At 65.6% G+C, this 24,597-nt stretch carries 21 protein-coding genes; 9 read left to right on the forward strand and 12 right to left on the reverse strand.

Annotated elements, in window-relative coordinates:
* Positions 1–7: 7 nt before the first annotated feature.
* The 3 genes from yajC to queA form a co-directional block, all read right to left on the reverse strand.
* The gene (gene yajC, locus ACFSQR_RS11515; RefSeq protein WP_377729922.1) at positions 8–334 is read right to left on the reverse strand and encodes a preprotein translocase subunit YajC; all 327 of its coding nucleotides are present in this window, start codon (positions 332–334) and stop codon (positions 8–10) included.
* A 204-nt stretch (positions 335–538) separates the two neighbouring features.
* Complete coding sequence (gene tgt, locus ACFSQR_RS11520) at positions 539–1,678, reverse strand: tRNA guanosine(34) transglycosylase Tgt (RefSeq protein ID WP_377729923.1); 1,140 nt, start codon at positions 1,676–1,678, stop codon at positions 539–541.
* Positions 1,678–2,703, reverse strand: a complete 1,026-nt coding sequence (gene queA / locus ACFSQR_RS11525) for a tRNA preQ1(34) S-adenosylmethionine ribosyltransferase-isomerase QueA (protein WP_377729924.1) — start codon at positions 2,701–2,703, stop codon at positions 1,678–1,680. Before queA ends, tgt begins: the two co-directional genes overlap by 1 nt.
* A 118-nt stretch (positions 2,704–2,821) precedes the next feature.
* On the opposite strand from queA, the gene recG reads away from it, so the two are divergent.
* Positions 2,822–4,930, forward strand: a complete 2,109-nt coding sequence (recG, locus tag ACFSQR_RS11530) for an ATP-dependent DNA helicase RecG (protein WP_377729925.1) — start codon at positions 2,822–2,824, stop codon at positions 4,928–4,930.
* A gap of 61 nt (positions 4,931–4,991) precedes the next feature.
* Here recG and ACFSQR_RS11535 read toward each other — a convergent pair whose 3' ends face one another.
* The 3 genes from ACFSQR_RS11535 to pyrC are packed head-to-tail and all read right to left on the reverse strand — an operon-like array spanning position 4,992 to position 7,802.
* Positions 4,992–5,969, reverse strand: coding sequence for a Gfo/Idh/MocA family protein (locus tag ACFSQR_RS11535; protein ID WP_377729926.1), 978 nt, complete (start codon positions 5,967–5,969; stop codon positions 4,992–4,994).
* Positions 5,966–6,751 (reverse strand): DUF3025 domain-containing protein, encoded by a 786-nt coding sequence (locus ACFSQR_RS11540; protein WP_377729968.1) that lies wholly within the window; start codon positions 6,749–6,751, stop codon positions 5,966–5,968. Before ACFSQR_RS11540 ends, ACFSQR_RS11535 begins: the two co-directional genes overlap by 4 nt.
* A 1-nt stretch (position 6,752) precedes the next feature.
* Positions 6,753–7,802: a dihydroorotase gene (gene pyrC / locus ACFSQR_RS11545; RefSeq protein ID WP_377729927.1), complete on the reverse strand. Its 1,050-nt coding sequence runs from the start codon at positions 7,800–7,802 to the stop codon at positions 6,753–6,755.
* Positions 7,803–7,924: 122 nt separating this feature from the next.
* On the opposite strand from pyrC, the gene ACFSQR_RS11550 reads away from it, so the two are divergent.
* Both ACFSQR_RS11550 and ACFSQR_RS11555 read left to right on the forward strand, forming a co-directional pair.
* Positions 7,925–8,197 carry a YlcI/YnfO family protein gene (locus tag ACFSQR_RS11550; RefSeq protein WP_377729928.1) on the forward strand — a complete coding sequence of 91 codons (273 nt, stop codon included), beginning with the start codon at positions 7,925–7,927 and terminating at the stop codon, positions 8,195–8,197.
* Positions 8,194–8,493: a type II toxin-antitoxin system RelE/ParE family toxin gene (locus ACFSQR_RS11555; RefSeq protein WP_377729929.1), complete on the forward strand. Its 300-nt coding sequence runs from the start codon at positions 8,194–8,196 to the stop codon at positions 8,491–8,493. Before ACFSQR_RS11550 ends, ACFSQR_RS11555 begins: the two co-directional genes overlap by 4 nt.
* 2 nt (positions 8,494–8,495) lie before the next feature.
* Here the strand turns inward: ACFSQR_RS11555 and ACFSQR_RS11560 are convergent, their stop codons facing one another.
* A complete protein-coding gene (locus ACFSQR_RS11560; protein ID WP_377729930.1) occupies positions 8,496–9,221 on the reverse strand; it encodes an amino acid ABC transporter ATP-binding protein in 726 nt (241 codons plus the stop codon).
* A 135-nt stretch (positions 9,222–9,356) separates the two neighbouring features.
* Here ACFSQR_RS11560 and ACFSQR_RS11565 point away from each other — a divergent pair, with 135 nt between their 5' ends.
* Positions 9,357–10,616: a dicarboxylate/amino acid:cation symporter gene (locus tag ACFSQR_RS11565; RefSeq protein WP_377729931.1), complete on the forward strand. Its 1,260-nt coding sequence runs from the start codon at positions 9,357–9,359 to the stop codon at positions 10,614–10,616.
* A gap of 56 nt (positions 10,617–10,672) precedes the next feature.
* Positions 10,673–11,746: a type II asparaginase gene (locus tag ACFSQR_RS11570; RefSeq protein WP_377729932.1), complete on the forward strand. Its 1,074-nt coding sequence runs from the start codon at positions 10,673–10,675 to the stop codon at positions 11,744–11,746.
* A 75-nt stretch (positions 11,747–11,821) separates the two neighbouring features.
* On the opposite strand, the gene ACFSQR_RS11575 is transcribed toward ACFSQR_RS11570, so the two are convergent.
* A complete protein-coding gene (locus ACFSQR_RS11575; protein ID WP_377729933.1) occupies positions 11,822–13,645 on the reverse strand; it encodes an ABCB family ABC transporter ATP-binding protein/permease in 1,824 nt (607 codons plus the stop codon).
* A gap of 61 nt (positions 13,646–13,706) precedes the next feature.
* Between ACFSQR_RS11575 and ACFSQR_RS11580 the strand changes: the two genes are divergently transcribed.
* Together ACFSQR_RS11580 and ACFSQR_RS11585 are read left to right on the forward strand one after the other, a co-directional pair.
* The gene (locus ACFSQR_RS11580) at positions 13,707–14,144 is read left to right on the forward strand and encodes an acyl-CoA thioesterase (RefSeq protein WP_377729934.1); all 438 of its coding nucleotides are present in this window, start codon (positions 13,707–13,709) and stop codon (positions 14,142–14,144) included.
* A 3-nt stretch (positions 14,145–14,147) separates the two neighbouring features.
* Positions 14,148–15,719 carry an alkaline phosphatase D family protein gene (locus ACFSQR_RS11585; RefSeq protein ID WP_377729935.1) on the forward strand — a complete coding sequence of 524 codons (1,572 nt, stop codon included), beginning with the start codon at positions 14,148–14,150 and terminating at the stop codon, positions 15,717–15,719.
* Positions 15,720–15,753: 34 nt separating this feature from the next.
* On the opposite strand, the gene ACFSQR_RS11590 is transcribed toward ACFSQR_RS11585, so the two are convergent.
* From ACFSQR_RS11590 to ACFSQR_RS11605, 4 genes are all read right to left on the reverse strand, one after another.
* A complete protein-coding gene (locus tag ACFSQR_RS11590; protein WP_377729969.1) occupies positions 15,754–17,433 on the reverse strand; it encodes a long-chain fatty acid--CoA ligase in 1,680 nt (559 codons plus the stop codon).
* A 40-nt stretch (positions 17,434–17,473) separates the two neighbouring features.
* Positions 17,474–19,156, reverse strand: a complete 1,683-nt coding sequence (locus ACFSQR_RS11595; RefSeq protein WP_377729936.1) for a long-chain-fatty-acid--CoA ligase — start codon at positions 19,154–19,156, stop codon at positions 17,474–17,476.
* 214 nt (positions 19,157–19,370) lie between these two features.
* Complete coding sequence (locus ACFSQR_RS11600) at positions 19,371–20,408, reverse strand: aminopeptidase (protein ID WP_377729970.1); 1,038 nt, start codon at positions 20,406–20,408, stop codon at positions 19,371–19,373.
* A gap of 52 nt (positions 20,409–20,460) precedes the next feature.
* Complete coding sequence (locus ACFSQR_RS11605; protein ID WP_377729937.1) at positions 20,461–22,551, reverse strand: molybdopterin-dependent oxidoreductase; 2,091 nt, start codon at positions 22,549–22,551, stop codon at positions 20,461–20,463.
* Between the two features lie 157 nt (positions 22,552–22,708).
* On the opposite strand from ACFSQR_RS11605, the gene ACFSQR_RS11610 reads away from it, so the two are divergent.
* Complete coding sequence (locus tag ACFSQR_RS11610) at positions 22,709–23,902, forward strand: M20 aminoacylase family protein (RefSeq protein WP_377729938.1); 1,194 nt, start codon at positions 22,709–22,711, stop codon at positions 23,900–23,902.
* Positions 23,903–24,022: 120 nt separating this feature from the next.
* Positions 24,023–24,571 (forward strand): acyloxyacyl hydrolase, encoded by a 549-nt coding sequence (locus tag ACFSQR_RS11615; protein WP_377729939.1) that lies wholly within the window; start codon positions 24,023–24,025, stop codon positions 24,569–24,571.
* Positions 24,572–24,597: the final 26 nt, after the last annotated feature.

Here is a 24,597-nt window from a genome sequence, read left to right on the forward strand (position 1 = left end):
GGTCTTATCAGATGGACTTCAGGGTGCCTTTCGGCAGCAGCATCGTGATGGCGTTCTTCTGGACCACGATCTCGACGCCGGTCGCGACTTCCAGGGTGACGTGCGCGTCGGTGACCTTGGAGACCTTGCCGAGCAGGCCGCCGGCCGTGACCACTTCGTCGCCGCGGGTCAGCGCATCGATCATCGCCTTCTGTTCCTTGGCGCGCTTTTGCTGCGGACGGATCATGAGGAAGTACATGACCACGAACATCAGGATCAGTGGCAGGAAGGTCGTCAGGCTGCTGGTGGCGGCCGCAGGTGCGGCGGCTTGCGCGTAGGCGTTAGAGATGAACACGGGTACTCCACATTGTCAGGTTGAAAAAACAGCGCTGTATTCTAGCACCCGCCGCGCGCACGGGATAATTGCAACTGGTGTAATGACATCATGTCCGTCATCCCGGTGAAGGCCGGGATCGATGCTGGGCAGGAAGTGGGGGCACATTGCAATAAATCAAGCTCAGCATGGATGCCCCCGCACGCCGGGAGGACGGGTGCATATTTACACGCCCCGGGCGCGGTCGGCGTTGAAGCGCAGGCGGAAGGCGTGGAACTCGTCTCCGTCGATCGCCGCACGCATTTCGCGCATCAGCTGCAGGTAATAATGCAGGTTGTGGATCGTGTTCAGGCGCGCGCCCAGGATCTCCTTCGAGCGCTGCAGATGGTGCAGGTAGGCGCGCGAGAAGTTCTTGCAGGTGTAGCAGCTGCAGGTTTCGTCCAGCGGCAACTGGTCGTCCTTGTAGCGCGCGTTCTTCAGCTTGATGTCGCCGAAGCGGGTGAACAGCCAGCCGTTGCGCGCATTCCGGGTCGGCATCACGCAGTCGAACATGTCCACGCCGTTGGCCACGCCTTCGACCAGGTCTTCCGGCGTGCCCACCCCCATCAGGTAGTGCGGCTTGTTCTCCGGCAGGCGCGGGCCGACGTGCGCCAGGATGCGCATCATGTCTTCCTTCGGCTCGCCCACCGACAGGCCGCCAATCGCCAGGCCCGGGAAGTTGATCTCTTCCAGCCCGGCCAGCGACTCGTCGCGCAGGCGCTCGTACATGCCGCCCTGGACGATGCCGAACAGCGCGTTCGGGTTTTCGCCGGCCCTGAACTCGTTCATCGAGCGCTGCGCCCAGCGCAGCGACATGCGCATCGACTTGGCAGCTTCCTCGGCGGTGGCCGCGCGGCCGTCGATCTCGTACGGCGTGCACTCGTCGAACTGCATCACGATGTCCGAGTTGAGCGCCTTCTGGATCTGCATCGACACTTCCGGCGACAGGAACTGCTTGCTGCCGTCGATCGGGGACTGGAACTTGACGCCCTCCTCCGTGATCTTGCGCATCGCGCCCAGCGAAAACACCTGGAAGCCGCCCGAGTCGGTGAGGATCGGCTTGTCCCAGCCCATGAAGCGGTGCAGGCCGCCGAACTTGTTCATCACCTCGGGTCCCGGGCGCAGCCACAGGTGGAAGGTGTTCCCCAGGATGATCTGGGCGTCGATCTCCTTCAGCTCGACCGGCGACATTGCCTTGACCGAGCCGTAGGTCCCGACCGGCATGAAGATCGGCGTCTCGATGGTGCCGTGGTTGAGCTTCAGGCGGCCGCGGCGCGCGTGCGACAGGCCGCTGGTGTCCTTCTTCAGGAGGGTAAATTCAAGCATCAGTAGATTTCCTTGGTGGTCAACAGCATGGCGTCGCCATAGCTGAAGAAGCGGTACTCGCTGGCGATCGCGTGCGCGTAGGCGGCGCGGATCTCCTCGAAGCCCGCAAAGGCCGAGACCAGCATCAGCAGCGTGGACTTCGGCAGGTGGAAGTTGGTGATCAGGCGGTTCACGGTGCGGAACTTGTAGCCGGGCGTGATGAACAGGGCCGTGTCGGCGCTGCCCGCTTCCAGCTGTCCCGATTGCGAGGCCGACTCCAGCGCGCGCAGGCTGGTGGTCCCGACGGCGACCACGGCCTTGCCGGCAGCTTTGGTCTCGCGCACCGCGTCCACGGTCGCCTGCGGGATCGTGTACCACTCGGTGTGCATCTTGTGTTCGTCCAGCTTTTCCACGCGCACCGGCTGGAAGGTGCCGGCGCCCACGTGCAGCGTGACCTCGGCGGTCCGGATGCCCTTGGCGCGCAGCTTGTCCAGCAGCGCCTCGTCGAAGTGCAGGCCGGCGGTCGGCGCGGCGACGGCGCCCGGCTCCTTCGAGTACACGGTCTGGTAGCGGTTTTCGTCGACCTCGCCCGCGGCGTGCTCGATGTAGGGCGGCAGCGGCAGGCGGCCGTAGGTTTCGATCAGGTCGAACACATCGGCGTCGAAATGCAGGGTGAAGAACTCGCCCGCGCGCTCGCCGGCGGTGACCCAAAACGCGTCGGACAGGCAGATCTTCGTGCCCGGCTTGGGCGACTTGGAGGCGCGCACCTGGGCCAGCACGGTGCGGTTGTCGAGCACGCGCTCGACCAGCACTTCCACATTGCCGCCGGTGTCCTTGACGCCGAAGAAGCGCGCCTTGAGCACGCGCGTGTTGTTCATCACCAGCAGGTCGCCGGGCTGGAGCAGGTCGACGATGTCGGCGAAAGTACGGTCGATGATCTGCGCGCCGTCGAGGTGCAGCAGGCGCGAGGCGCTGCGGTCCGGCAGAGGAAACTGCGCGATGCGCTCGGGCGGCAAGTTAAAATCGAAATCGGAAAGCGAGTACATGCAAGACATTCAAAGTTGAGCTACGGCGTCATCCCCGCGAAGGCGGGGATCCATAGTGAGCATCCGAAGTCACCGCCAGCATCGCCCCTGCAATCGCGGGGATGACGCCACTACGGCAATGAACGATAATTCGGGCGCGGGGCAACCCTCTATTTTACGCCTAAAACGCAGCAATATGGCCTCATCCAAACCGAAAACCGCCCCCAAGAACGCCGAAAGCAAGCTGGCAAAGCTGGGACTGCGCACGGACATGGACCTGGTGCTGCACCTGCCGATGCGCTACGAGGACGAAACCTCGGTCGTGACGATCCGCGAAGCCTGCCTGCGCGGCGGCCATGTGTCGCAGGTCGAGGGGGTGGTGGTCAAGAATGAAATCACCTACCGCCCGCGGCGCCAGCTGCTGGTGACCATCGAGGACGAGACCGGCAACCTGCAGCTGCGTTTCATGAATTTCTACGGCAGCCAGGTCAGGCAGCTGGAAGAAGGCACCCGCATCCGCGCCCGCGGGGAACTCAAGCACGGCTTCTTCGGCGCCGAGATGGTGCACCCGTCTTACAAAGTGATCAACGAAGGCGCGCCGCTGCCCACCTCGCTCACGCCGGTGTACCCGTCGGGCGAAGGCCTGTCGCAGATCGTCCTGCGCCGCGCGATCGCCGACGCCATGAAGCGCATCGACTGGACCGACACGCTGCCGCCTACGCTGCGTTCGAGCATGAGCCTGTCCGACTTCGAGCCATCCGTGCGCCTGCTGCACTACCCGCCGCAGGAAGTGGACACGCACGCGCTGGTCGAGCGCTCGCATCCCGCATGGGTGCGCATGAAATTCGACGAGCTGCTGGCGCAGCAGCTCTCGCTGAAACGGGCGCAGCGCGCACGCCGCACCAAGGGCGCGCCGAAGCTGGCGGCGGTGGGATCGCTGTCCGCACAGTTCCTGCAAGCCCTGCCTTTCAGGCTGACGGGCGCGCAGGAACGGGTACTGCAAGAGATCCGCGCCGACCTGCGCCAGTCGTATCCGATGCAGCGCCTGCTGCAGGGTGACGTCGGCAGCGGCAAGACCGTGGTCGCCGCGCTGGCCGCCGCGCAGGCCATCGACAGCGGCTACCAGGCCGCGCTGATGGCGCCTACCGAGATCCTGGCCGACCAGCACTTCCGCAAGATCGCCGCGTGGATGGAACCGCTCGGCGTCAAGGTGGCGTGGCTGACGGGCAGCCTGAAGAAAAAGGACAAGCTGGCCGCGACCGCGCTGGTGGAATCGGGCGAGGCCCAGCTGGTGATCGGCACGCACGCGCTGATCCAGGACACGGTCGAATTCGCGAAGCTGGGCCTGGTGATCGTCGACGAGCAGCACCGCTTCGGCGTCGGCCAGCGGCTCACGCTGCGCAACAAGGGCAAGGACGGCAAGGTCCCGCACCAGCTGATGATGTCCGCGACGCCGATCCCGCGCACGCTGGCGATGACCTACTACGCGGACCTGGAAGTCTCCGTCATCGACGAGCTGCCGCCCGGCCGCAGCCCGATCGTGACGCGCGTCATCGACCAGAACCGGCGCGACGAAGTGATCGAGCGGGTGCATGCTGCCGCGCTGGAAGGCCGCCAGGTCTACTGGGTATGCCCGCTGATCGAGGAATCGGAAGCCTTGCAGCTGCAGACCGCGACCGATACGCACGCCACGCTGGCCGAAGCCCTGCCCGACCTGAAGGTAGGACTGGTCCACGGCCGGCTCAAGCCCGCGGAAAAGCAGGCCGTCATGGATGCGTTCTCGGCGCGGGAGGTGCACGTGCTGGTCGCGACGACCGTGATCGAAGTGGGCGTGGACGTCCCCAACGCTTCGCTGATGGTGATCGAACATGCGGAGCGCTTCGGCCTGTCGCAGCTGCACCAGCTGCGCGGCCGCGTGGGCCGCGGTTCTGCCGCCAGCGTGTGCCTGCTGATGTACCAGGGACCGCTCGGCCCCGTCGCCAAGGAGCGCCTGGCCACCATGCGCGAGACGCAGGACGGCTTCGAGATCGCCCGCCGCGACCTGGAGATCCGCGGTCCCGGCGAATTCCTCGGCGCGCGCCAGTCGGGGCAGGCGATGCTGCGCTTCGCCGACCTGGAGACCGACCAGTGGCTGGTCGAGCGTGCGCGCGACGTCGCGCAAAAGCTGATCCACGCCGAGGACGAAGAGACGGTGGATGCGCACCTCGCCCGCTGGCTCGGCGGCCGCGAAGAATTCCTCAAAGTCTGAAAGAGGACAACGTCATCCCAGCGAAGGCCGGGATGACAGTGGCCGATTTAGAACTCCCGCGTCAGTCGGCCGGGTAGCGCAAGCCGATCTGGCTGCGGATGTCGTCCAGCACACCCATCAGCGCGACCGTTTCGTCGAGCGGCATGCGCGGGCTTTCCAGCAGGCCTGCGCCGAGGCAGCGCTGCACTTCCATGATTTCGTGGACGTAGCCGTTGCCGAGGTAAGGCGTGTCGATGGTGCGCGAGCCGCCCGCTTCCGTGTCCACCGTAATCGACGGCGCGCGATGGAAGCGCGAGTTCAGGCGCAGGTAGCCGCGATCGCCGGAGACGACCAGTTCCACCGGAGTGCGCGCGCGCATGGATGCGTTGCAGATCGAGAGTCCGCCGCCTGTGTGCTTGAGCGTGAAGGCGGTCTGTGCGTCCACGCCGTTCGGCTGCATCACCGCCTGCGCGCTCACGCTCTCGACCGGGCCGAGAAGGTAGGCAGCCGCCGACAACGGATAGATGCCCAGGTCGAGCAGCGCGCCCCCGCCCAGCTCCGGGTTGACCAGGCGGTGCTCCGGCGCGACGCTGGCAAAAAAGCCGAAGTCGGCCACGACCTGGCGTGGGACGCCGATCCCGCCCGAGTCGAGGATGCGCTTCGCCTCTTCGAACGCCGGCAGGAAGCGCGTCCACATCGCCTCCATCAGGAACAGCTTGCGCTCGCGCGCCAGCGCGACCACCTGCGCGGCCTCGCGGCGGTTGATGGTGAACGGTTTTTCGCACAGGACGGCCTTGCCGCCGCCCAGCGCCAGCAGCGCATTCGACGCGTGCAGGGTATGCGGGGTGCCGATATAGATGGCGTCGATGTCCGGGGCGGCGGCCAGCTCTTCGTACGAGCCGTATGGCGTGCCGCCGAATTCCGCACTGAAGGCTTGCGCGCTCGCGACAGTGCGCGAGCCGACGCCTGCCAGCACCGCGCCGGGCGTGTCGCGCAGCGCTTCGGCGAAGGCGCGCGCAATCTTGCCGGTACTGAGAATGCCCCAGCGGACTTCGTTCATGCGCTTCTCCTTTTGGGTCGGAATACGGTCGTGTCGGCGTAGAAGGCTTCGTCCTGCTGCGCCCACCAGCCCGGTACGCCCAGCACCGGGAGCGGAGTGAAACTGGCAGTCGTCAGTCCCTCTCGTTCCAGTTGCGCGCTCACTTCCGCGTCGAGCCATGCCCGGCGCGCATCGAATGGCAGGGCAAAGAAACCGTCAGCGGCCCAGACCACGCGCGTGTGCACGGTGATGGCCTTGCGCGGTGCGACCAGCTTCTCCATGGCGGCGTGGCCGAACAGCCAGAGCTGGGCGTCGCGCCTGAATCGTTCGCGTCCGGCGTACAGCGCGTCCATCCACCCGTGCGAACGCAGGGCGTCCACCAGCGCATGCCCGTCGTCCGAGTCCCGAACGACAAGCAGCGCGGCATTTTCGTCGAAGATGGTGGCGGCATCGCGGGCCGGACCGCGCGACTTGCCGACGCCGGCAATGGCGATCTGCCCGGCCTGCAGTGCGTTGAGCTGCCGTTTGATGGCCGGGAAGGTCAGCCAGACCAGGGCGTTGAAGTAGTCGTGCAGGTTCTCGCGCGTCGGCACGCAGCCGGTGGCGCCGATGAATTCCTCGTACGCGGTGCCTTCCGGGAGCAGCTCCTGCGGGACAAAGCGGACCGGGTGTCCGGCATGGTTGCGCAGGCCGAGTGCCGCGGCTGCGGCGCTCAGTGATTCGTGGAGCGCGCCCTGCCCCAGGCGTTCGTACGCGGGACGAACCGAGTCGTACCAGGCGCGGCTCCAGTCGATCGCTTCCAGCTTACGCCACCTTCCAGCCGATCTCTTCGCCTGCGTTCAGCGGCACCAGCTGCGATTCGCCGAATGGCACGGTGTTCGGCAGCGTCCAGGTTTCGCGCTTGAGCGTGATGGTGCCGGCGTTCGGCTCCAGGCCGTAGAAGGCAGGGCCGTTCAGGCTGGCGAATGCTTCCAGCTTGTCCAGCGCGCCGGCGCGGGCGAAGGCTTCGGTGTACAGCTCCATCGCATGCAGCGCGGTGTAGCAGCCGGCGCAGCCGCACGAAGCCTCCTTGGCGCCGATGGCGTGCGGTGCGGAGTCCGTGCCGAGGAAGTAGCGCTCGTCGCCGCTGGTGGCGGCGGTGACCAGCGCCAGGCGGTGCTCTTCGCGCTTCAGCACGGGCAGGCAGTAGTAGTGCGGACGGATACCGCCGCGGAAGATCTCGTTGCGGTTGTAGAGCAGGTGGTGCGCGGTGATGGTCGCGCCGATCGGGCCTTCCGCTTCGGCCACGTACTGCGCCGCGTCCTTGGTGGTGATGTGCTCGAACACGATCGGCAGCTCGGGCATGGCAGCGCGCAGCGGACGCAGGACGCGCTCGATGAACACGGCCTCGCGGTCGAACAGGTCGATGTCGTTGTCGGTCACCTCGCCGTGCAGCAGGAACGGCATGTCCAGCTCCTGCATCACTTCCAGCGTCTTGTAGCAGCGCGACAGGTCGGTCACTCCGGCATCCGAATTGGTGGTCGCGCCGGCCGGGTACAGCTTGACCGCGTGGATGAAGCCGCTGTCCACGGCGCGGCGGATCTCGTCCGGCGGCGTGTTGTCAGTCAGGTACAGCGTCATCAGCGGCTCGAATTGCATCCCTTCCGGTAGCGCGGCCATGATGCGCTCGCGGTAGGCCAGCGCCATCGCGGTGGTGGTGACGGGGGGTTTCAGGTTCGGCATCACGATCGCGCGTCCGAACTGGCGCGCGGTGTGCGGAAGCACGCTCGCGAGGGCGGCGCCGTCGCGCAGGTGCAGGTGCCAGTCGTCCGGCCGGGTGATCGTCAGGCTGTGGGGGAGTTCGAAATCGCTCATTGCAGGTCTCATCAATCCAATCCCGCCATTTTACTCTTGACGGCGTTCAAACGAGACCGCTTGCCGGGATCGGAGGTGAGTGGGATACTTGCATCGCAAATGCGATGCATATAGGAGGCGTAATGAAAACTGCCACCATCCCGTCCCTCAGGGTGGAGCCAGAGTTGCGGGAAGCAGCAGAGAAAGCTCTCGAGAACGGCGAAACGCTTTCCGGTTTTGTCGAACAGGCACTTCGTGAAAAAATACAGCGCCGCCGCCTCCAAAGCGAATTCATAGCGCGCGGATTGGCGTCGCTCGAAGAAGCAAAGCAGACCGGCGAGTACTTCACGCACGATGAGATCCTCGCGGACCTGGATGCAATCATCGAGGAAGCCGAACGCAAGGCTGGAAAGTGAACTACACGGTCCGCTATACCGCCGCCGCGCGGAAGGACCTCGCCCGACTGTTAGCGTGCGTCGCCGATCGAGACCTGTCCTCAGCGCTCAAGGCGCGCGCGGCGATTACCGAGGCGGTCCGGCTGCTCGAACTATTTCCATATTCCTGTCGAAGCGCTGGAAACGTGGATCCGTTCTTGCGCGAACTGCTCGTACCGTTCGGACATGCAGGGTTTGTGAAGTTGTATCGCATCGAAGACGATAACGTGATCCGCATCCTCGCTGCGCGCCATCAGCGCGAGGAAGATTATTATTAATGCTAGTGGATGATCCGGGCGAGGAATTCGCGGGCGCGCTCGGAAGCCGGCGCAGTAAAGAAGCTGTCTTTTGGCGTGTCTTCGACGATGCGGCCGTGGTCCATGAAGACGATGCGGTCCGCGACCTTGCGCGCGAAGCCCATCTCGTGGGTCACCACCATCATCGTCATCCCCTCCTGCGCCAGGCCGACCATCACGTCGAGCACTTCGCCGATCATTTCGGGGTCGAGCGCTGACGTCGGCTCGTCGAACAGCATCGCCACCGGGTCCATCGACAGCGCCCGGGCGATTGCGACGCGCTGCTGCTGGCCGCCGGACAACTGGCTCGGGTATTTATCCTTCTGCGCGAGCAGGCCGACCCGGTCGAGATACTTCATCCCGCGTTCGGTGGCCTCGTCCAGCGAGCGGCCCAGCACCTTGGTCTGGGCGAGTGTCAGGTTTTCGCGTACCGACAGGTGCGGGAAGAGTTCGAAATTCTGGAACACCATGCCGATCCTGGCACGAAGCCGGGGCAGGTCGGTCTTCGGGTCGCCGACCGCGACGCCATCGACGGTGACGCGGCCCTGCTGGAACGGTTCGAGCCCGTTCACGGTCTTGATCAGGGTCGATTTGCCGGAGCCTGAAGGCCCGCACACCACGACCACATCGCCTTTGTCGACGCGGGTGCTGCAGTCGGCGAGCACCTGGAACTGGCCATACCACTTGCTTACGTTTTGGATTTCTATCATTGGGTGGATTGTGTCGACCGGGCCCGATGGTGCCTGCTTGACACCACCCCCAGCGCCTAGGATACTGCGGAACCCGCTATTTTGACCAGTTCCGGGCCCGCCGAACCCACATACCGCATCGACAGGAAGCAGCCAATGACAAAGAAGAACCGCCTGACCGCCTATATTTTCGCCGGCCTGGTGCTCGGCGTCATAGCGGGCTACTTCATCAACACCGGCACTGCCAATCCGGCCGCGTACTCCGATGCCGTCTCGCTGGTCTCTACCCTGTTCCTCCGCCTGATCAAGATGATCATCGCGCCGCTGGTGTTCTCCACCCTGGTGGTCGGCATCGCGAAGATGGGTGACGCCAAGGAAGTGGGCCGCATCGGCGCCAAGGCGCTGGCGTGGTTCATTTTCGCTTCTGTCATCTCGCTGACGCTGGGCCTGATCCTGGTGAACCTGTTCCGCCCTGGCGACGCGCTGATGGGCCTCGCACCGGCCGTCGACGCCGCTTCCGGCATCTCGACCTCCAGCCTCACGCTCAAGGAATTCGTCACCCACCTGGTCCCGAGCTCCATCGTGGAGGGCATGGCCAAGAACGAGATCCTGCAGATCGTGGTGTTCTCGCTGTTCTTCGGCACCGCCGCTGCCGCCATCGGCGACCGCGCCAAGGTCGTGGTCGAAGCGCTGGACGGCGTCGCGCACATCATGCTCAAGCTGACCGGCTATGTGATGAACCTGGCGCCGATCGCCGTTTTCGCCGCCGTCTCGGGCATGATCGCCAAGAGCGGCCTGGGCGTGCTGTCCACCTATGGCGTGTTCATGGGCGAGTTCTACCTCGCGATCGTGCTGCTGTGGGTGATCCTGGCAGGCCTCGGCTTCCTGTTCCTCGGCCCGCGCGTCGTGCGCCTGCTGAAGGAAGTGCGCGAGCCGACGCTGCTGGCCTTCTCGACCGCTTCGTCGGAAGCGGCGTTCCCGAAAACGCTGGAAGGCCTGGAGCGCTTCGGCGTCAAGAACCGCATCGCCTCGTTCGTGCTGCCGATCGGGTATTCGTTCAACCTGGACGGCTCGATGATGTACTGCACCTTCGCCACCGTCTTCATCGCGCAGGCCTACGGCATCGAAATGTCGCTCGGGACCCAGATCACCATGATGCTGGTGCTGATGCTGACCTCGAAGGGCATGGCCGGCGTTCCGCGCGCATCGCTGGTGGTGATCGCCGCGACGCTCAACCAGTTCAACATTCCGGAAGCGGGCCTGCTGCTGCTGCTCGCGATCGACCACTTCCTCGACATGGCGCGTTCGGCCACCAACGTGGTGGGCAACGCGGTGGCAACCGCGGTGGTCGCCAAGTGGGAGGGCGAACTCGATATGCCCACCCACAAGGACGTGGCCAGCTCACGGCTCACCTGACGCGCATCCCAAGGCCTTCCCAGCGGAAGGCCTTTTTTCTACCTCAAGGAGATCCCATGTTCCATCGTCAAGCCGCGCAGTTCGCTGTCGCGCTGCTCGGGTTCGCACTGTTCGTCCCCACTTCCCTGGCGCAGGCCAGGCTCGCCAATGTCACCATCCTCGCCACCGGCGGCACCATCGCCGGCTCGGGCGCAACCAGCACCACGACGGTCGGCTACACGGCCGCCACCGTCGGCGTGCAGAACCTGATCGCTGCGGTGCCGGAGCTGGCCAAGGTCGCCAATGTCAGCGGCGAACAGGTTTTCCAGATCGCCAGCGAGAACATGAGCAACGAGCACTGGCTCACGCTGGCCAGGCGCGTCAACACGCTGCTGGCCCAGCCGAACGTGGACGGCATCGTCATCACCCACGGCACCGATACGATGGAGGAAACCGCGTACTTCCTCAACCTGGTGGTCAAGAGCCGCAAGCCGGTGGTGCTGGTCGGATCGATGCGTCCTTCCACCGCGATGTCGGCCGACGGTCCGCTGAACCTGTACAACGCGGTGCTGCTGGCCGCGCACCCTGACGCGGCCGGGCGCGGCGTGCTGGTATCGATGAACGACCAGATCCAGTCGGCGCGCGACGTCACCAAGACCAATACCACCACGACCGATACCTTCAAGTCCACCGACCTGGGCATGCTGGGCTACATCCAGGGCGGCAAACCGTCCTTCTACCGCGCCGTCACGCGCAAGCACACGACCGAGTCGGAGTTCGATGTCGGCGCGCTCACGGCGCTGCCGCAGGTCGAGATCGCGCTGTCGTATGCGAACGTGGGGCCGACGCAGGTGGAAGCGCTGATGGCGGCCGGCGCTAAAGGCATCGTTCACGCGGGCGTCGGCAACGGCAGCCTGCCGGCACGGGTCAAGCCGGCGCTCGTGGCGGCGCGCGCGAAAGGTGCAATCGTGGTGCGCGCCAGCCGTGTGGGCCAGGGCATCCTGGCGCGCAATGGCGAGGCGAACGACGACCAGCTCGATTTCGTGGTGGCCGATACGCTCAGCCCGCAGAAGGCGCGCATCCTGCTGATGCTCGCGCTGACCAAAACCACCAACACGCGCGAGATCCAGCGCATGTTCTACACCTACTGATTTTGGCGGAATCGGTCATAACCGGGCCGATTCCGCCACCCCTGCCATCCAGCCAAAGCCGGGGTCGCAGGGTAGTCAGCCGGGGATTTCTTCGTCTCGGCGGGCTTGCTGGCGTTCCCACATCTGGGCGTACAGCCCGCGTCTGGCCAGCAGCGCGTGATGGGTGCCGCGCTCCACGATACGGCCGTGGTCGAGCACCAGGATCTGCTGTGCATCTGCGACCGTCGACAGGCGGTGCGCGATCACCAGCGTGGTGCGGCTCTTCGCAATCTCCTTCAATTGCGCCTGGATCGCCTGTTCGGCCCTCGAATCGAGCGCCGAGGTGGCTTCGTCGAACACCAGGATGGCCGGGTCCTTCAGCAGCGTGCGTGCGATCGCCACGCGCTGCTTCTCGCCGCCCGACAGCTTCAATCCCCGCTCGCCCACCATGGTCTGGTAGCCGTTCGGCAGGGTCACGATGAAATCGTGGATCGACGCCGCCCGCGCTGCCGCCTCGATCTGCTCGTGGGTCGCGCCCGGCCGGCCATAGGCGATGTTGTATTCGATCGTGTCGTTGAACAGCACCGTATCCTGCGGGACGATGCCGATCGCGTGGCGCAGCGAGTCCTGCGTCACGTCGCGCACGTCCTGCCCGTCGATCGTGATGCTGCCTGAATTGACGTCGTAGAAGCGGAACAGCAGGCGCGACAGGGTCGACTTGCCCGATCCGCTGTGCCCCACCACCGCGGTCGTGGTGCCCGGCGCGATGGTGAAGTCGACATCGAACAGGATCTGCCGGTTCTTTTCATAGCTGAAGTCCACGTGCGAAAAACGCACCTCCGCACCCGTGGTCGCCAGCGCGCGCGCGTTCGGCGAATCGGCCACTTCCCGGTCCTGTCCCAGAAGCGAGAACAGGCGCTCCATGTCCGCCAGCGCCTGCTTGATCTCGCGGTAGATCACACCCAGGAAGTTGAGCGGGATGTACAGCTGGATCATGAATGCGTTGACCAGCACCAGGTCGCCCAGCGTCATCGTGCCTGCGATCACGCCTTCGGTCGCGCGCCACAGGATCAGCGTCACCGCCAGCGCGATGATCGCGGACTGCCCGGTATTGAGCAGGGACAGCGATGTCTGCGACTTGACCGCCGCCGATTCAAAGTGCTGCAGCCCTTCGTCGTAGCGCTTCGCCTCGTAGTCCTCGTTGCCGAAGTACTTCACGGTCTCGTAGTTGAGCAGCGAGTCGATCGCCTTGGTGCTGGCCTTCGAATCGAGTTCGTTCATGGTGCGCCGGAAGTGCGTGCGCCAGTCGGTCACCATCACCGTGAACACGATGTAGGAGACCAGCGCCACCACGGTGATCACGCTGAACCAGATATCGTAGTTAAGGAGCAGGTAGCCCAGCACCAGCGTCATCTCCACCAGCGTCGGCAGGATGTTAAACAGGGTGAACGAGATCAGCGTGCTGATGCCGCGCGTGCCGCGCTCGATGTCGCGGGTCATGCCGCCGGTCTGCCGGTTCAGGTGGAAGCGCAGCGACAGCGAATGCAGGTGGCGGAACACCTTGAGCGCGATGTTGCGGACCGCGCGCTGGGTGACGCGCGCGAACAGGAATTCGCGCAGCTCGGTGAACACGGTGGTCGACAGCCGCAGCAGGCCATACGCCACCAGCACCGCGACCGGCAGCACCAGCAGCGCTTTCGGGTCGCCCGGCTTGATCGTCAGGTCGTCCACCAGCTGCTTGAGCACGACCGGCACGCCGACGTTGGCAAGCTTGGCCGCGATCAGCGCGGCCAGCGCGGCGATCACGCGCCATTTGTACGCCCACAGGTAGGGCAGCAAACTGCGCAGCGTGGCCCAGTCGTTGCGGGGACCGCCCGGTTGCGGAGGAAGCGGCAGATCGGAGGAAGCGTGGCGTCGCATGGCAGGAGTCGGTGAAGTATGAAACAATCCTGACGATTGTAGCCTCTCATGGATTTTTGCGATGACCACCACCGAAAACACTGTAACCGGCACCGAACGGGTGCGCCTTCCGGAAGGTAAGATGCCGATGCTGCGCGTCATGCCCGCACCTTCCGACGCCAATTTGTACGGCGACGTCTTCGGGGGATGGATCATGGCGCAGGTCGACATTGCGGGTTCGCTGCCGGCGACGCGCCGCGCCAACGGCCGCGTGGCTACCATCGCCGTCAATTCGTTCGTATTCAAGCAGCCGGTGTTCGTGGGCGACCTGTTGACCTTCTACGCGGAAGTCGTGCGCGAGGGGCGCACCTCGGTGACGGTGAACGTGGAAGTCTATGCAGAGCGCAACCGCATGTCGGCCGACGTGGTCAAGGTGACGGAAGCGACCCTGACCTACGTCGCCACCGGCGACGACCGCAAGCCGCGGGTACTGCCACCACTCGAAACGCTGCTTGACTGACCCATGGAGGTAGCGCGACGCCTGTTCCTGGCAAGGACCGCCCGGTTCGCAGCACTGTCTGCGGCTGGTTTTGCGGTGCCCGGGCAGGCGATCGCGGCACGTCCTCCCGGCACTAGATATCCTTTCACGCTGGGCGTCGCCTCCGGTTCGCCGCTGCCCGATGCGGTCGTCATCTGGACCCGCATCATCGACGACCCGCTGGGCGCCGGCCCGCCGGTCGCCTTGAACGTGCGCTGGGAGATGGCGACGGACGAGCAGTTCCGCCGTATCGTCGCCAGGGGCGCCGCCACCGCGCTGCCGCAGCTCGCGCACAGCATCCACGTCGATGTGCAGGGACTGGAGCCGGGACGCTGGTACTGGTACCGGTTCATGCTTGGCGACGCGGTCAGCCCGGTCGGGCGCACCCGGACTGCGCCGGCGGCAGGCTCCCTGCCGGGATTGCTCAAGCTTGCGGTGGCCTCATGCCAGCACTGGGAATTCGGCAGCTACGCCGCGCACAGGCACATAGCCAGCGCCAGCCCCGACCTGGTCGCCTTCCTTGGCGATTACATCTACGAGTGGGGCGCCTATGCACTGGAGCACCCGACGCGCGCACGCCGCGTGTCCGAAAGCTTCACGCTGGACGAATACCGCCGCCGCTATGCCCAGTACAAGAGCGACCGCAACCTGCAGGCCGCGCACCACGCCGCGCCATGGATCGTCACCTGGGACGATCACGAGGTCGCGAACGATTACGCGGGCGACCGCGACGAGCGGCTCGACGTGCAATTCCGCCTGCGCCGCGCCGCTGCCTACCAGGCCTTCTACGAGCACATGCCGATCCGCCCGATCGCCGGCGCGAACGATTACGCCAACGCTCGCATCTACCAGCGCTACGACTGGGGGCGGCTGGCGCGTTTCCACGTGCTCGACAACCGCCAGTACCGCGCCGTGCAGGCATGCACGCCGACCAACCGGGGCGGCTCGACGTCGGTGTGGCGCAATGCCTGCGCCGCGCTGGCCGACCCCAACCGCTCGCTGCTCGGGCCGGCGCAGGAGCGCTGGCTCGATACGGGGCTGCGCGGCTCGGCAGCCCGCTGGAACATCATCGCCCAGCAGACCCTGATGGCGGAGTCCAGCCAGACCCGCATCGTGCGCGCTGTGGACGGCCGCTTCTGGAACGACGGGTGGGATGGATACAGCGCCGCGCGCACGCGGCTGCTGGAGTCGCTGCGCGGCGTGTCGAATCCGGTGGTGCTGGGCGGCGATGTGCACACCTTCTACGCCAACGAGCTGCGGCCCGATTTCGTGCGGCCGGTATCGCGTGCCAATCCGGTGGTGGCGACGGAATTCGTGGGGACGTCGGTGACGTCCGGCTCGCGGCCGCAGGCGCGCACCGAGCAGTACGTGGAGATGAACCCGCACGTGAAGTACGGGCGCAGCGACAAGCGCGGCTACATGCTGATGGAAATCACGCCTGGCGAGACACGCACGATCTTCCTCGGCCTGGACGATGTGCGTGACGAGCGCTCGGGGATTGCGGCGCTGGCGTCGTTCCGGGTCCGCGACGGCCGTCCCGGCCCCGAACGCATCTAGGGGACCGTCCCCCGGCGGGGACTGTCCCCTCCGGTCAAGCGGGGGTCTTGTCGCGCAGTTCGCGCCGCAGGATCTTGCCGACGTTGGTCTTCGGCAGCTCCGTGCGGAACTCGATGTGGCGCGGCTTCTTGTAGCCCGTCAGTTCCTTCTTGCAGAACTCGAACAGCTCTTCCTTCGTCAGGGCCGGATCCTTCTTGACCACGAACAGCTTGACCGCTTCGCCCGAGTGCTCGTCCGGCACGCCGATGCACGCCACTTCCAGCACGCCCGGATGCATCGCCACCACGGCTTCCACTTCGTTCGGATAGACGTTAAAGCCGGACACGATGATCATGTCCTTCTTGCGGTCTACGATGCGGGTGTAGCCGCGGTCGTCCATGATGCCGATGTCGCCCGACTTGAAGAAGCCGTCGGCGGTCATGACCTTGGCGGTTTCGTCATCGCGCTTCCAGTAGCCGGCCATGACCTGCGGGCCGCGGATGCCGATCTCGCCAGGCTGGCCGTGCGGTACTTCGTTGCCGTTGTCGTCCAGGATGCGGATCTCGGTCGACGGGTACGGCAGGCCGATGGTGCCGGTGAACTCCTTGATGTCGCAGCGGTTCGCCGTGGCCACCGGCGAGGTCTCGGACAGGCCGTAGCCTTCGATGATCGGGGTGCCGGTCAGCGCCAGCCACTTGTCCGCCACCGCCTTCTGGACCGCCATGCCGCCGCCGTTGCACACGCGGTAGCTGGAGAAGTCCAGCTTGGCGAAGTCCGGATTGTTGAGCAGCGCGTTGTACAGCGTGTTCACCGCCGGCAGGATGTTGATGCGGTACTTGGACAGCTCCTTGACGAAGCCCGGAATGTCGCGCGGATTCGGGATCAGCACGTTCAGCCCGCCCAGGCGCGCCCCCATCAGGGCGCCCACCGTGAGCGCATAGATGTGGTACAGCGGGAGCGCGGTCACGAAGATGACCTGCTCGTTCTTCGGCAGCGTGGCGAGCGTCGGCGCCAGCCATGCCTCGTTCTGCAGCACGTTGGCGATCACGTTCTTGTGCAGCAGGACAGCGCCCTTGGCCACGCCCGTGGTGCCGCCGGTGTACTGGAGGAAGGCGATGTCGTCATGGCCCAGCGTCGCCGGCTTGAGCGTCATGCGCGCGCCTTCGGACAGGACCTTCTTGAACTGCACCGCGTTCGGCAGCGAGAAGGCGGGCACCATCTTCTTCACGCGGCGCACGACGAAGTTGACGATCGTGCCTTTCAGCGTGCCCAGCATCTCGCCCATCGACGTGACGACGACGTGCTTGATCGGGGTCTTGTCGAGCACCTGCTCCACGGTGTGTGCAAAGTTCTCCAGTACGATGATCACCTCGGCGCCCGAGTCGATCATCTGGTGCTGGAGTTCGCGCGGCGTGTACAGCGGATTGACGTTGACCACCGTGTAGCCGGCGCGCAGCACCGCCGCCATCGCGACCGGATACTGGAGGACGTTCGGGAGCATGATGGCGACGCGCGCGCCGGGCGCCAGGCCCAGGCTTTGCAGCCACGCGCCCATGTCCTGCGACAGGCGGTCGAGTTCACCGAAGGTCATCGCCTTGTCCATGCACACGTAGGCCTTGCGGTCGGCGTACTTGCGGAAGGCCTCCTCGAGCAGGTGCGTCAGCGAGCGGTATTGCGTCCAGTCGATCTCCGCAGGCACACCGGGCTGATACTCGTTAAGCCAGAACTTCTCCATCGTTACCTCATCTCTCATCACAGTCCTTCGTTACGTTCCATTATGCGGCGACCTTTTCCTCGCGAAGCATGCGGCGCAGGATCTTGCCGACATTGGTCTTCGGGAGCTCGTCGCGGAACTCGATATATTTCGGCTTCTTGTAGCCGGTCAGCTCTTTCTTGCAGAATTCGTGCAGCGCTTCGGCCGTCAGGTTCGGGTCCTTGCGCACCACGAACAGCTTGACCGCTTCGCCCGAGTGCTCGTCCGGCACGCCGATGCAGGCGCATTCCAGCACGCCCGGATGCATCGACACCACCGCCTCCACTTCGTTCGGGTACACGTTGAAGCCCGACACCAGGATCATGTCCTTCTTACGGTCCACGATCTTGACATAGCCGTTTTCGTCCATCACGCCGACGTCGCCGGACTTGAAGAAGCCGTCCGGCGTCATGACCTTGGCGGTTTCGTCCGGGCGGTTCCAGTAGCCTGCCATGACCTGCGGGCCGCGGATCGCGATCTCGCCCGGCTGGCCCAGCGGCAGGTGGTTGCCGTCGTCGTCCAGGATGGCGATGTCGGTGGACGGAATCGGCAGGCCGATGGTGCCCGTGAAGCGGGTCAGGTCGGCGCGGTTGCAGGTCGCCACGGGCGAGGTCTCGGACAGGCCGTAGCCTTCGATGATCGCCTTGCCGGTCGCCTGCATCCATTTGTCGTTCACCGCCTGCTGCACGGCCATGCCGCCGCCATTGCAGATCTTCAGTTCGGAGAAGTCGAGCGTCGGGAACTGCGGGTGGTTGACCAGCGCGTTGTACAACGTGTTCACGGCCGGCAGCATGTTGACCTTGTACTTCGACAGCTCCTTGATGAAGCCGCCGATGTCGCGCGGATTCGGAATCAGCACGTTCAGCGCGCCCACGCGCATGCCCCACATCGCGCACGCGGTCAGCGCGAAGATGTGATACAGCGGCAGCGCGCACACGATGGTGAGCTGCTGCGCCGACGGGTCGCCGCCCATGCCCGGCGCGGACCAGGCCTCCGTCTGCAGCACGTTGGCCACCACGTTGCGGTGGGTGAGCGAAGCGCCCTTGGAGATGCCGGTGGTGCCGCCGGTGTACTGGAGGAAGGCGATGTCGCTGTTTTCGGCCTGCACCGGCTGGTAGCTCATCTTGCGCGCATGCGCCAGCGCTTCCTTGAACGACACCACGTTCGGCAGCGCGTAGGCCGGCACCATCTTCTTGACATTGCGGACCACGAAGTTGACGATCGCGCCCTTCACGCCGCCCAGCATCTCGCCCATGCTGGCCACGATGATGTGCTTGACCGGCGTTTTGGTCAGCACCTGTTCCAGCGTGTGCGCAAAGTTCTCGAGGACGATGATCGCCTCGCTGCCCGAGTCGACCAGCTGGTGCTCGAGTTCGCGCGCGGTGTACAGCGGGTTCACGTTGACGACGGTGTAGCCGGCGCGCAGGATCGCGACGATCGCGACCGGGTACTGCAGCACGTTCGGCATCATCACCGCGACGCGCGCGCCCTTCTGCATGCCGCGGCTCTGGAGCCACGCCGCCATCTGGGCCGAATAGCGGTCCAGCTCGGCGTAGGTCATGTACTTGTCCATGCACACAAACGCATTGCGATCGGCGAAACGGGTGAACGACGCGTCGAACATCTGGACCAGCGACTTGTACTGGTCTGGATCGATCTCTGCGGGAACGCCGGGCGGGTACGACTTCAACCAGATTTTGTCCATCGTGTATGCCTCTGTCTCAAAGATAGTTGTCGTTGTGTGCGCGCTGCCAGGGACCTGCGATTGCCGCCCATGCGGACGGCCTGATCCCTTCTAACAGTCACACAGATGCTATCGGGCAGTGGACAATGAGGCAAGGGCTTTTGCTAGTATTTGAGCAAGTTCTCTAGGCGGCAGGATGGTGCGCCGCACCATCCCGTAGACTGCAAGGACGGCCTTATTCGCGCGCGGCGGGCACGAGCGGCGCTGCGCCACGCGCCAGGCCCGCCAGCTGCCGGTCGCGTTCCTGCTTGTCCAGTGCAGCCAGCTTGCGCACCGCATCGTAGAAGCGCGGGAAAGTGCGCTCGCGCGCCAGCAGGGCGCGGAAGCCGGGCACGTGGTCGTTGTAGGTGGCGACCGATGCGAGATGGGCGTTCGACAGCGGCTCGGCGAAGAAGCGGTCGTACCCCGCATAGCCGCCCCAGGCCTGGCGCAGTCCTGCGTACTCCTCCTTCAGCTGGCGGAACACTTCCGCCTTGCCGGCGCGCCGCTCGTCGTCGCTGGCGCCGGCCGCATACACGGCGGCCAGCTTGCGGCGCGCGCGCAGCAGCAGCTCGAGGAAGTCGCGCTTGCGGCTGGCGTAGGTGGCGTAGGCATCGCGCAGGCGCTCGTCGCCATGTTCGTCCAGCCAGCGCTGCAGCCCAGCCTCCTCCACCGCGGTCGCGAACGATTCGTTGAAGGCGGAGTCGCCCGGAATATAGGACATCTGGTGCGACAGCTCGTGGAAGATCAGGCGGGCCAGCTCCGCATCCGGATAGTTGATGAAGGTGGAGATCAGGGGATCGTCGAACCAGCCCAGGGTCGAATACGCCGGCACGCCCGAGACCTGGACGTCGTAGCCCTGCGCTCGTAGCTCGGCGGCGAATTTACGCGCGTCGCCGCGGTCGTAGTAGCCGCGGTAGGCCACGCATCCGGCGATCGGGAAGCACCACCGCAGCGGCTTGAGCGACAGTTCGGGCGTGGCCACCACGGCCCACAGCACGTACGGGCGGCGCAGCGGCGCGTAAGTCTTGTAGCTGCCATTGTCGGGCAGCCCGAGCGTCGCCACCGCATACCTGCGGATTTGCTGCGCTTTCTGGAGCCGCGCACGCAGCCGCTTGTCGGTGCGGGCGTCCGACAGCCACTCGTCGATGGGGCGCGCTTCGGACCAGAGTTCATACTGGCCGTAGCCGGCCTGGGCGTAGTAGTTCAGCGTGGTGCAGCCGGCCAGCAGCATGCCGGCCACGCCTGCCAGCAGCAGGCGCCGCCACGCCTTGCGGCGTCCGTCCTCAGGCAGGCACGCCTGAAGCCTTTTCAACCTGGACGAGCGTGTCATAGAACGTCGGTCCCCTTCCCATGTCAGTCAGGCGCTGGCTGGTCACTTCGTTGGCGTTCTTGCCGTCTGCAGCGAGCTTTTTCCACCACACCGACAGTCCCACGACCAGGCCGCGGCGCGCCTTGGGCGTCACGCGCGACTTGGCCACGAAGGAGCCGCGGTCGTTGAAGATGCGGACCAGGTCCCCGTTCAGGATGCCGCGCGCGGCTGCGTCGTCCGGGTGCAGGTCCAGGTGCGGTTCGCCTTCGGTGGCGCGCAGGCTCGCGACGTTCACGAAGGTCGAGTTGAGGAAGTTGCGCTGCGGCGGCGAGATCATCGCCAGCGGATATTTGGCGGCCAGCGCCGGGTTGGACGCGGCCGATTCGTACGGCTCGATGTAGGCCGGCAGCGGGTCCAGCCCATCCTTGAGCATCTGCTCCGAATAGAACTCGCACTTGCCCGACGGCGTGTAGAAGCCGCCATTGGCAAACGGCGCCGCCGGCATGTTCATCTTTTGCCAGCCGCGCGACTTGAGCGACTCCCAGTCGAAGTGCACGGCGCGCGCATCTCCCCGGTCCATCGAGCCGGCCGCCAGTTCGTCGTCGCTCTCGCGGAAGCACGGCTCGTCAAAGCCCATGCGCTGCGCCAGCAGGCGGAACACTTCCGTGTTCGGCTTTGCCTCGCCCAGCGGCGCGATCGCCGCATTGTTCGCGACGAGGTACAGGTGGCCATACGAGGTGTGCGCGTCCACGTGCTCGAGCTGCGTGGTGGCGGGCAGCAGGATGTCCGCGTAGTCCGCGCTGTCGGTCTGGAAATGCTCCATCACCACCGTGAACAGGTCCTCGCGCGCGAAGCCCTGCATCACCTTGCCCGAATCGGGCGCGATCGCCAGCGGATTGGCGTTGTAGACGATGACTGCCTCGATCTTCGGCCCGAACGCGGGCGAGCCCGAGTTGAGCAGGTCGTCGCCGATGGTGGCCATGTTGATGGTGCGGGGCAGTTGCCCCTGGATCAGGTCGGGGCGCTGCAGCGCCGCCTTGTTGGTCGGGAACGAGCCGGACGAGGACAGCTGGACGCCGCCTGCCGCGTGCCGCCATGCGCCCACCAGCGCCGGCAGGCAGGCGATCGCGCGCACCGACATGCCGCCGCCGCGCACGCGCTGCACGCCGTAATTCATGCGGATCGCGACCGGTTCGCCGCGCAGCGCGGTCTCGCCGTACTCGCGCGCCAGGCCTTCCACTTCCGCGGTCCCGATGCCGCAGATGGCGGCCACCCGCTCCGGCGGGAACTGCGCGGCGCGTTCGCGCAGCTGCTCCACGCCCAGCGTGTGCTGCGCGATGTAGTCGTGGTCGAGCAGGCCGTCGCGGAACAGCACGTGCATGATCCCGAGCGCGAGCGCGGCATCGGTGCCCGGCATCGGCGCGATGTGCTGGTGGCACTTCTCGGCGGTCAGTGAGCGGTAGGGATCGATCGCGATCAGGCGCGCGCCGCGGCGCTTGGCTTCCTGCACCCTGGTCCAGAAATGCAGGTTGGAGGCGATCGGATTGCCGCCCCAGATGATGATCAGTTTCGCGTCCTGGAACTGCTCCATGTCCGTGCCCACCGAGGCGCCGATGGTGTAGCGGTAGCCCGTGCCGCCCGCGGTCGCGCAGATCGTCCGGTCCAGCAGGGACGCGCCCAGCTTGTTGAAAAAACGGGCCGACATCGACTCGCCCTGCACCAGGCCCATGGTTCCGCAATAGCTGTACGGGAGGATCGCCTGCGGCGCGCGCGCCGCGATCTCCTTCAGGCGCGCGGCGATGGTGTCCAGCGCCTCGTCCCAGCTGATGCGCTCGAACTTGCCCTCGCCTTTCTTACCGGTGCGGCGCATCGGATACAGCAAGCGGTCCGGATGGTAGGTCCGCTCGGTGTAGCGCGACACCTTGGTGCACAGCACCCCGGCGGTGGTCGGGTGGTCCGGGTCGCCCTTCACTTCCGTGGCGACGCCGTTTTCGACGGTCACCAGCAGTGCACAGGTGTCGGGGCAATCGTGCGGGCATGCGGCCCGGACTTGGGTGGTGGTCATGGAGAAAACCTGGAGAATTCAGACGTGGAACCGCTATCGTAAACCATTCGCGGCCTTGCGTGACGCTATGGCCTTCCGCTGTTGGCAGGGCTACAATGAAAGGCTTGCAGGCCCCGCCTTTTGCGTCGTCCGGTAGTGGCCGAAACGGAGAACTCCCATGAAACTCGTCGAACCCCTCCTCGCCTTCCAGGCCGAATTGCAGGCCATCCGCCGCGACCTGCACGCCCACCCCGAACTGAGCTACGAAGAACAGCGCACGTCCGACGTCGTCGCGGCGCGGCTGGCCGAATGGGGCATCCCGGTGCACCGGGGGCTGGCCGGGACCGGCGTGGTCGGCGTCATCAAGGGCGGGGACTCGGGCCGGGCGATCGGCCTGCGCGCGGACATGGACGCGCTGCCGGTGCAGGAACTGAACGGTTTCGACCACGCCTCCCGCCATCCCGGCAAGATGCACGCGTGCGGCCATGACGGCCACACCGCCATGCTGCTCGGCGCCGCGCACCACCTGGCGCAGCACCGCAACTTCGACGGCACCGTCTACCTGATCTTCCAGCCTGCCGAAGAAGGCGGCGCCGGCGCGCAGCGCATGATCGAGGAAGGGCTGTTCGAGCAGTTCCCGATGGAGGCCGTGTACGGCATGCACAACTGGCCGGGCATGGCGGCCGGCACCTTCGGCGTGCGCCCGGGCCCGATGATGGCTTCCAGCAATGAATTCCGCGTGGTCGTGCGCGGCAAGGGCTGCCATGCAGCCCAGCCGCACAAGGGCATCGACCCCGTCATGGTGGCCGTGCAGGTCGCGCAGGCCTGGCAGACCATCGTCGCGCGCAACCTCAATCCGGTCGAGACGGCGGTGCTGTCGATCACCCAGATCCACGCCGGCAGCGCCACCAACGTGATCCCGGACGAGGCGGAGCTGGTGGGAACCGTGCGTACGTTCACCACGGGCGCACTGGACCTGATCGAATCGCGCATGCGCCAGATCGCGCAGCATACGGCCGAAGCGTTCGGCGCCACCGTCGATTTCACCTTCCACCGCAACTATCCGCCGCTGGTGAACCACGAGCGCGAAACCGCCTTCGCGGTCGAAGCCATGCAGGCGATCGTGGGCGCCGACAAGGTGGACACCGACGTCGAACCGACCATGGGCGCGGAGGATTTCGCCTTCATGCTGCAGCATAAGCCTGGCTGCTATGTCTTCATCGGGAATGGCGAAGGCGACCACCGCGCCGGCGGGCATGGCCTGGGCCCCTGCCAGCTGCACAACGCAAGCTACGACTTCAACGACCGGCTGCTGCCCATCGGCGCCAGTTTCTGGGTGCGCCTGGTCGAGATGGCGATGCCGCGCGGGTAGCCCGCAGCGGGCCGGGGAGCGGCCCATCCCTGCGTTGATTCGTGCGTCCAAGCGCACGACGGCGATTTGACAGAATCGCTACAATTCGTCGCATCCGGGCCGCGAATTGATCAAATATCAATGCAAAAAAATAAACTTCCTGCTGTGCTTGCCTGCGCTGCACTGCTGTGGGCATCCGCGCCCGCGGCCGCGCTGGACGCGCACGGCTATTCGATCGAAGCGGCCCGGGGCAGCGATTCCAAAATGTTCAGGCTCGGCCTGCAGCGCAATATCGACCGTACCTGGCTGCGCTCGGAGCGCTACCACCTCGGCGCATTCTGGGACCTGACGCTGGCGGCATGGCGCGGCGACGCCTACCGTGGCCAGCAGGGCGTACGCCAGAACCTGTGGGACATCGGGCTGACCCCGACTGTCCGCTACCAGCGCCACGACAGGCGCGGATGGTACGCGGAGGCAGGCATCGGCGCGCACTACCTGTCCGGCGTCTGGAACAACGGCAGCAAGGAGCTGTCGACCCGGTTCCAGTTCGGCGACCATATCGGCACCGGCTACGTGTTCAGAAATGGTCTCGACGTGGCGCTCAAGTTCCAGCACTACTCCAACGGCGGTATCAAGAATCCCAACGACGGCGCCAATTTCGTCATCCTGAAGGCCGGATTCCCGTTCTGACGCAAGCGTTTTATTCAAGCGGGCGC

The organism is Pseudoduganella sp. GCM10020061, from assembly GCF_042683405.1.
In the GTDB taxonomy this organism is placed as follows: domain Bacteria; phylum Pseudomonadota; class Gammaproteobacteria; order Burkholderiales; family Burkholderiaceae_D; genus Telluria.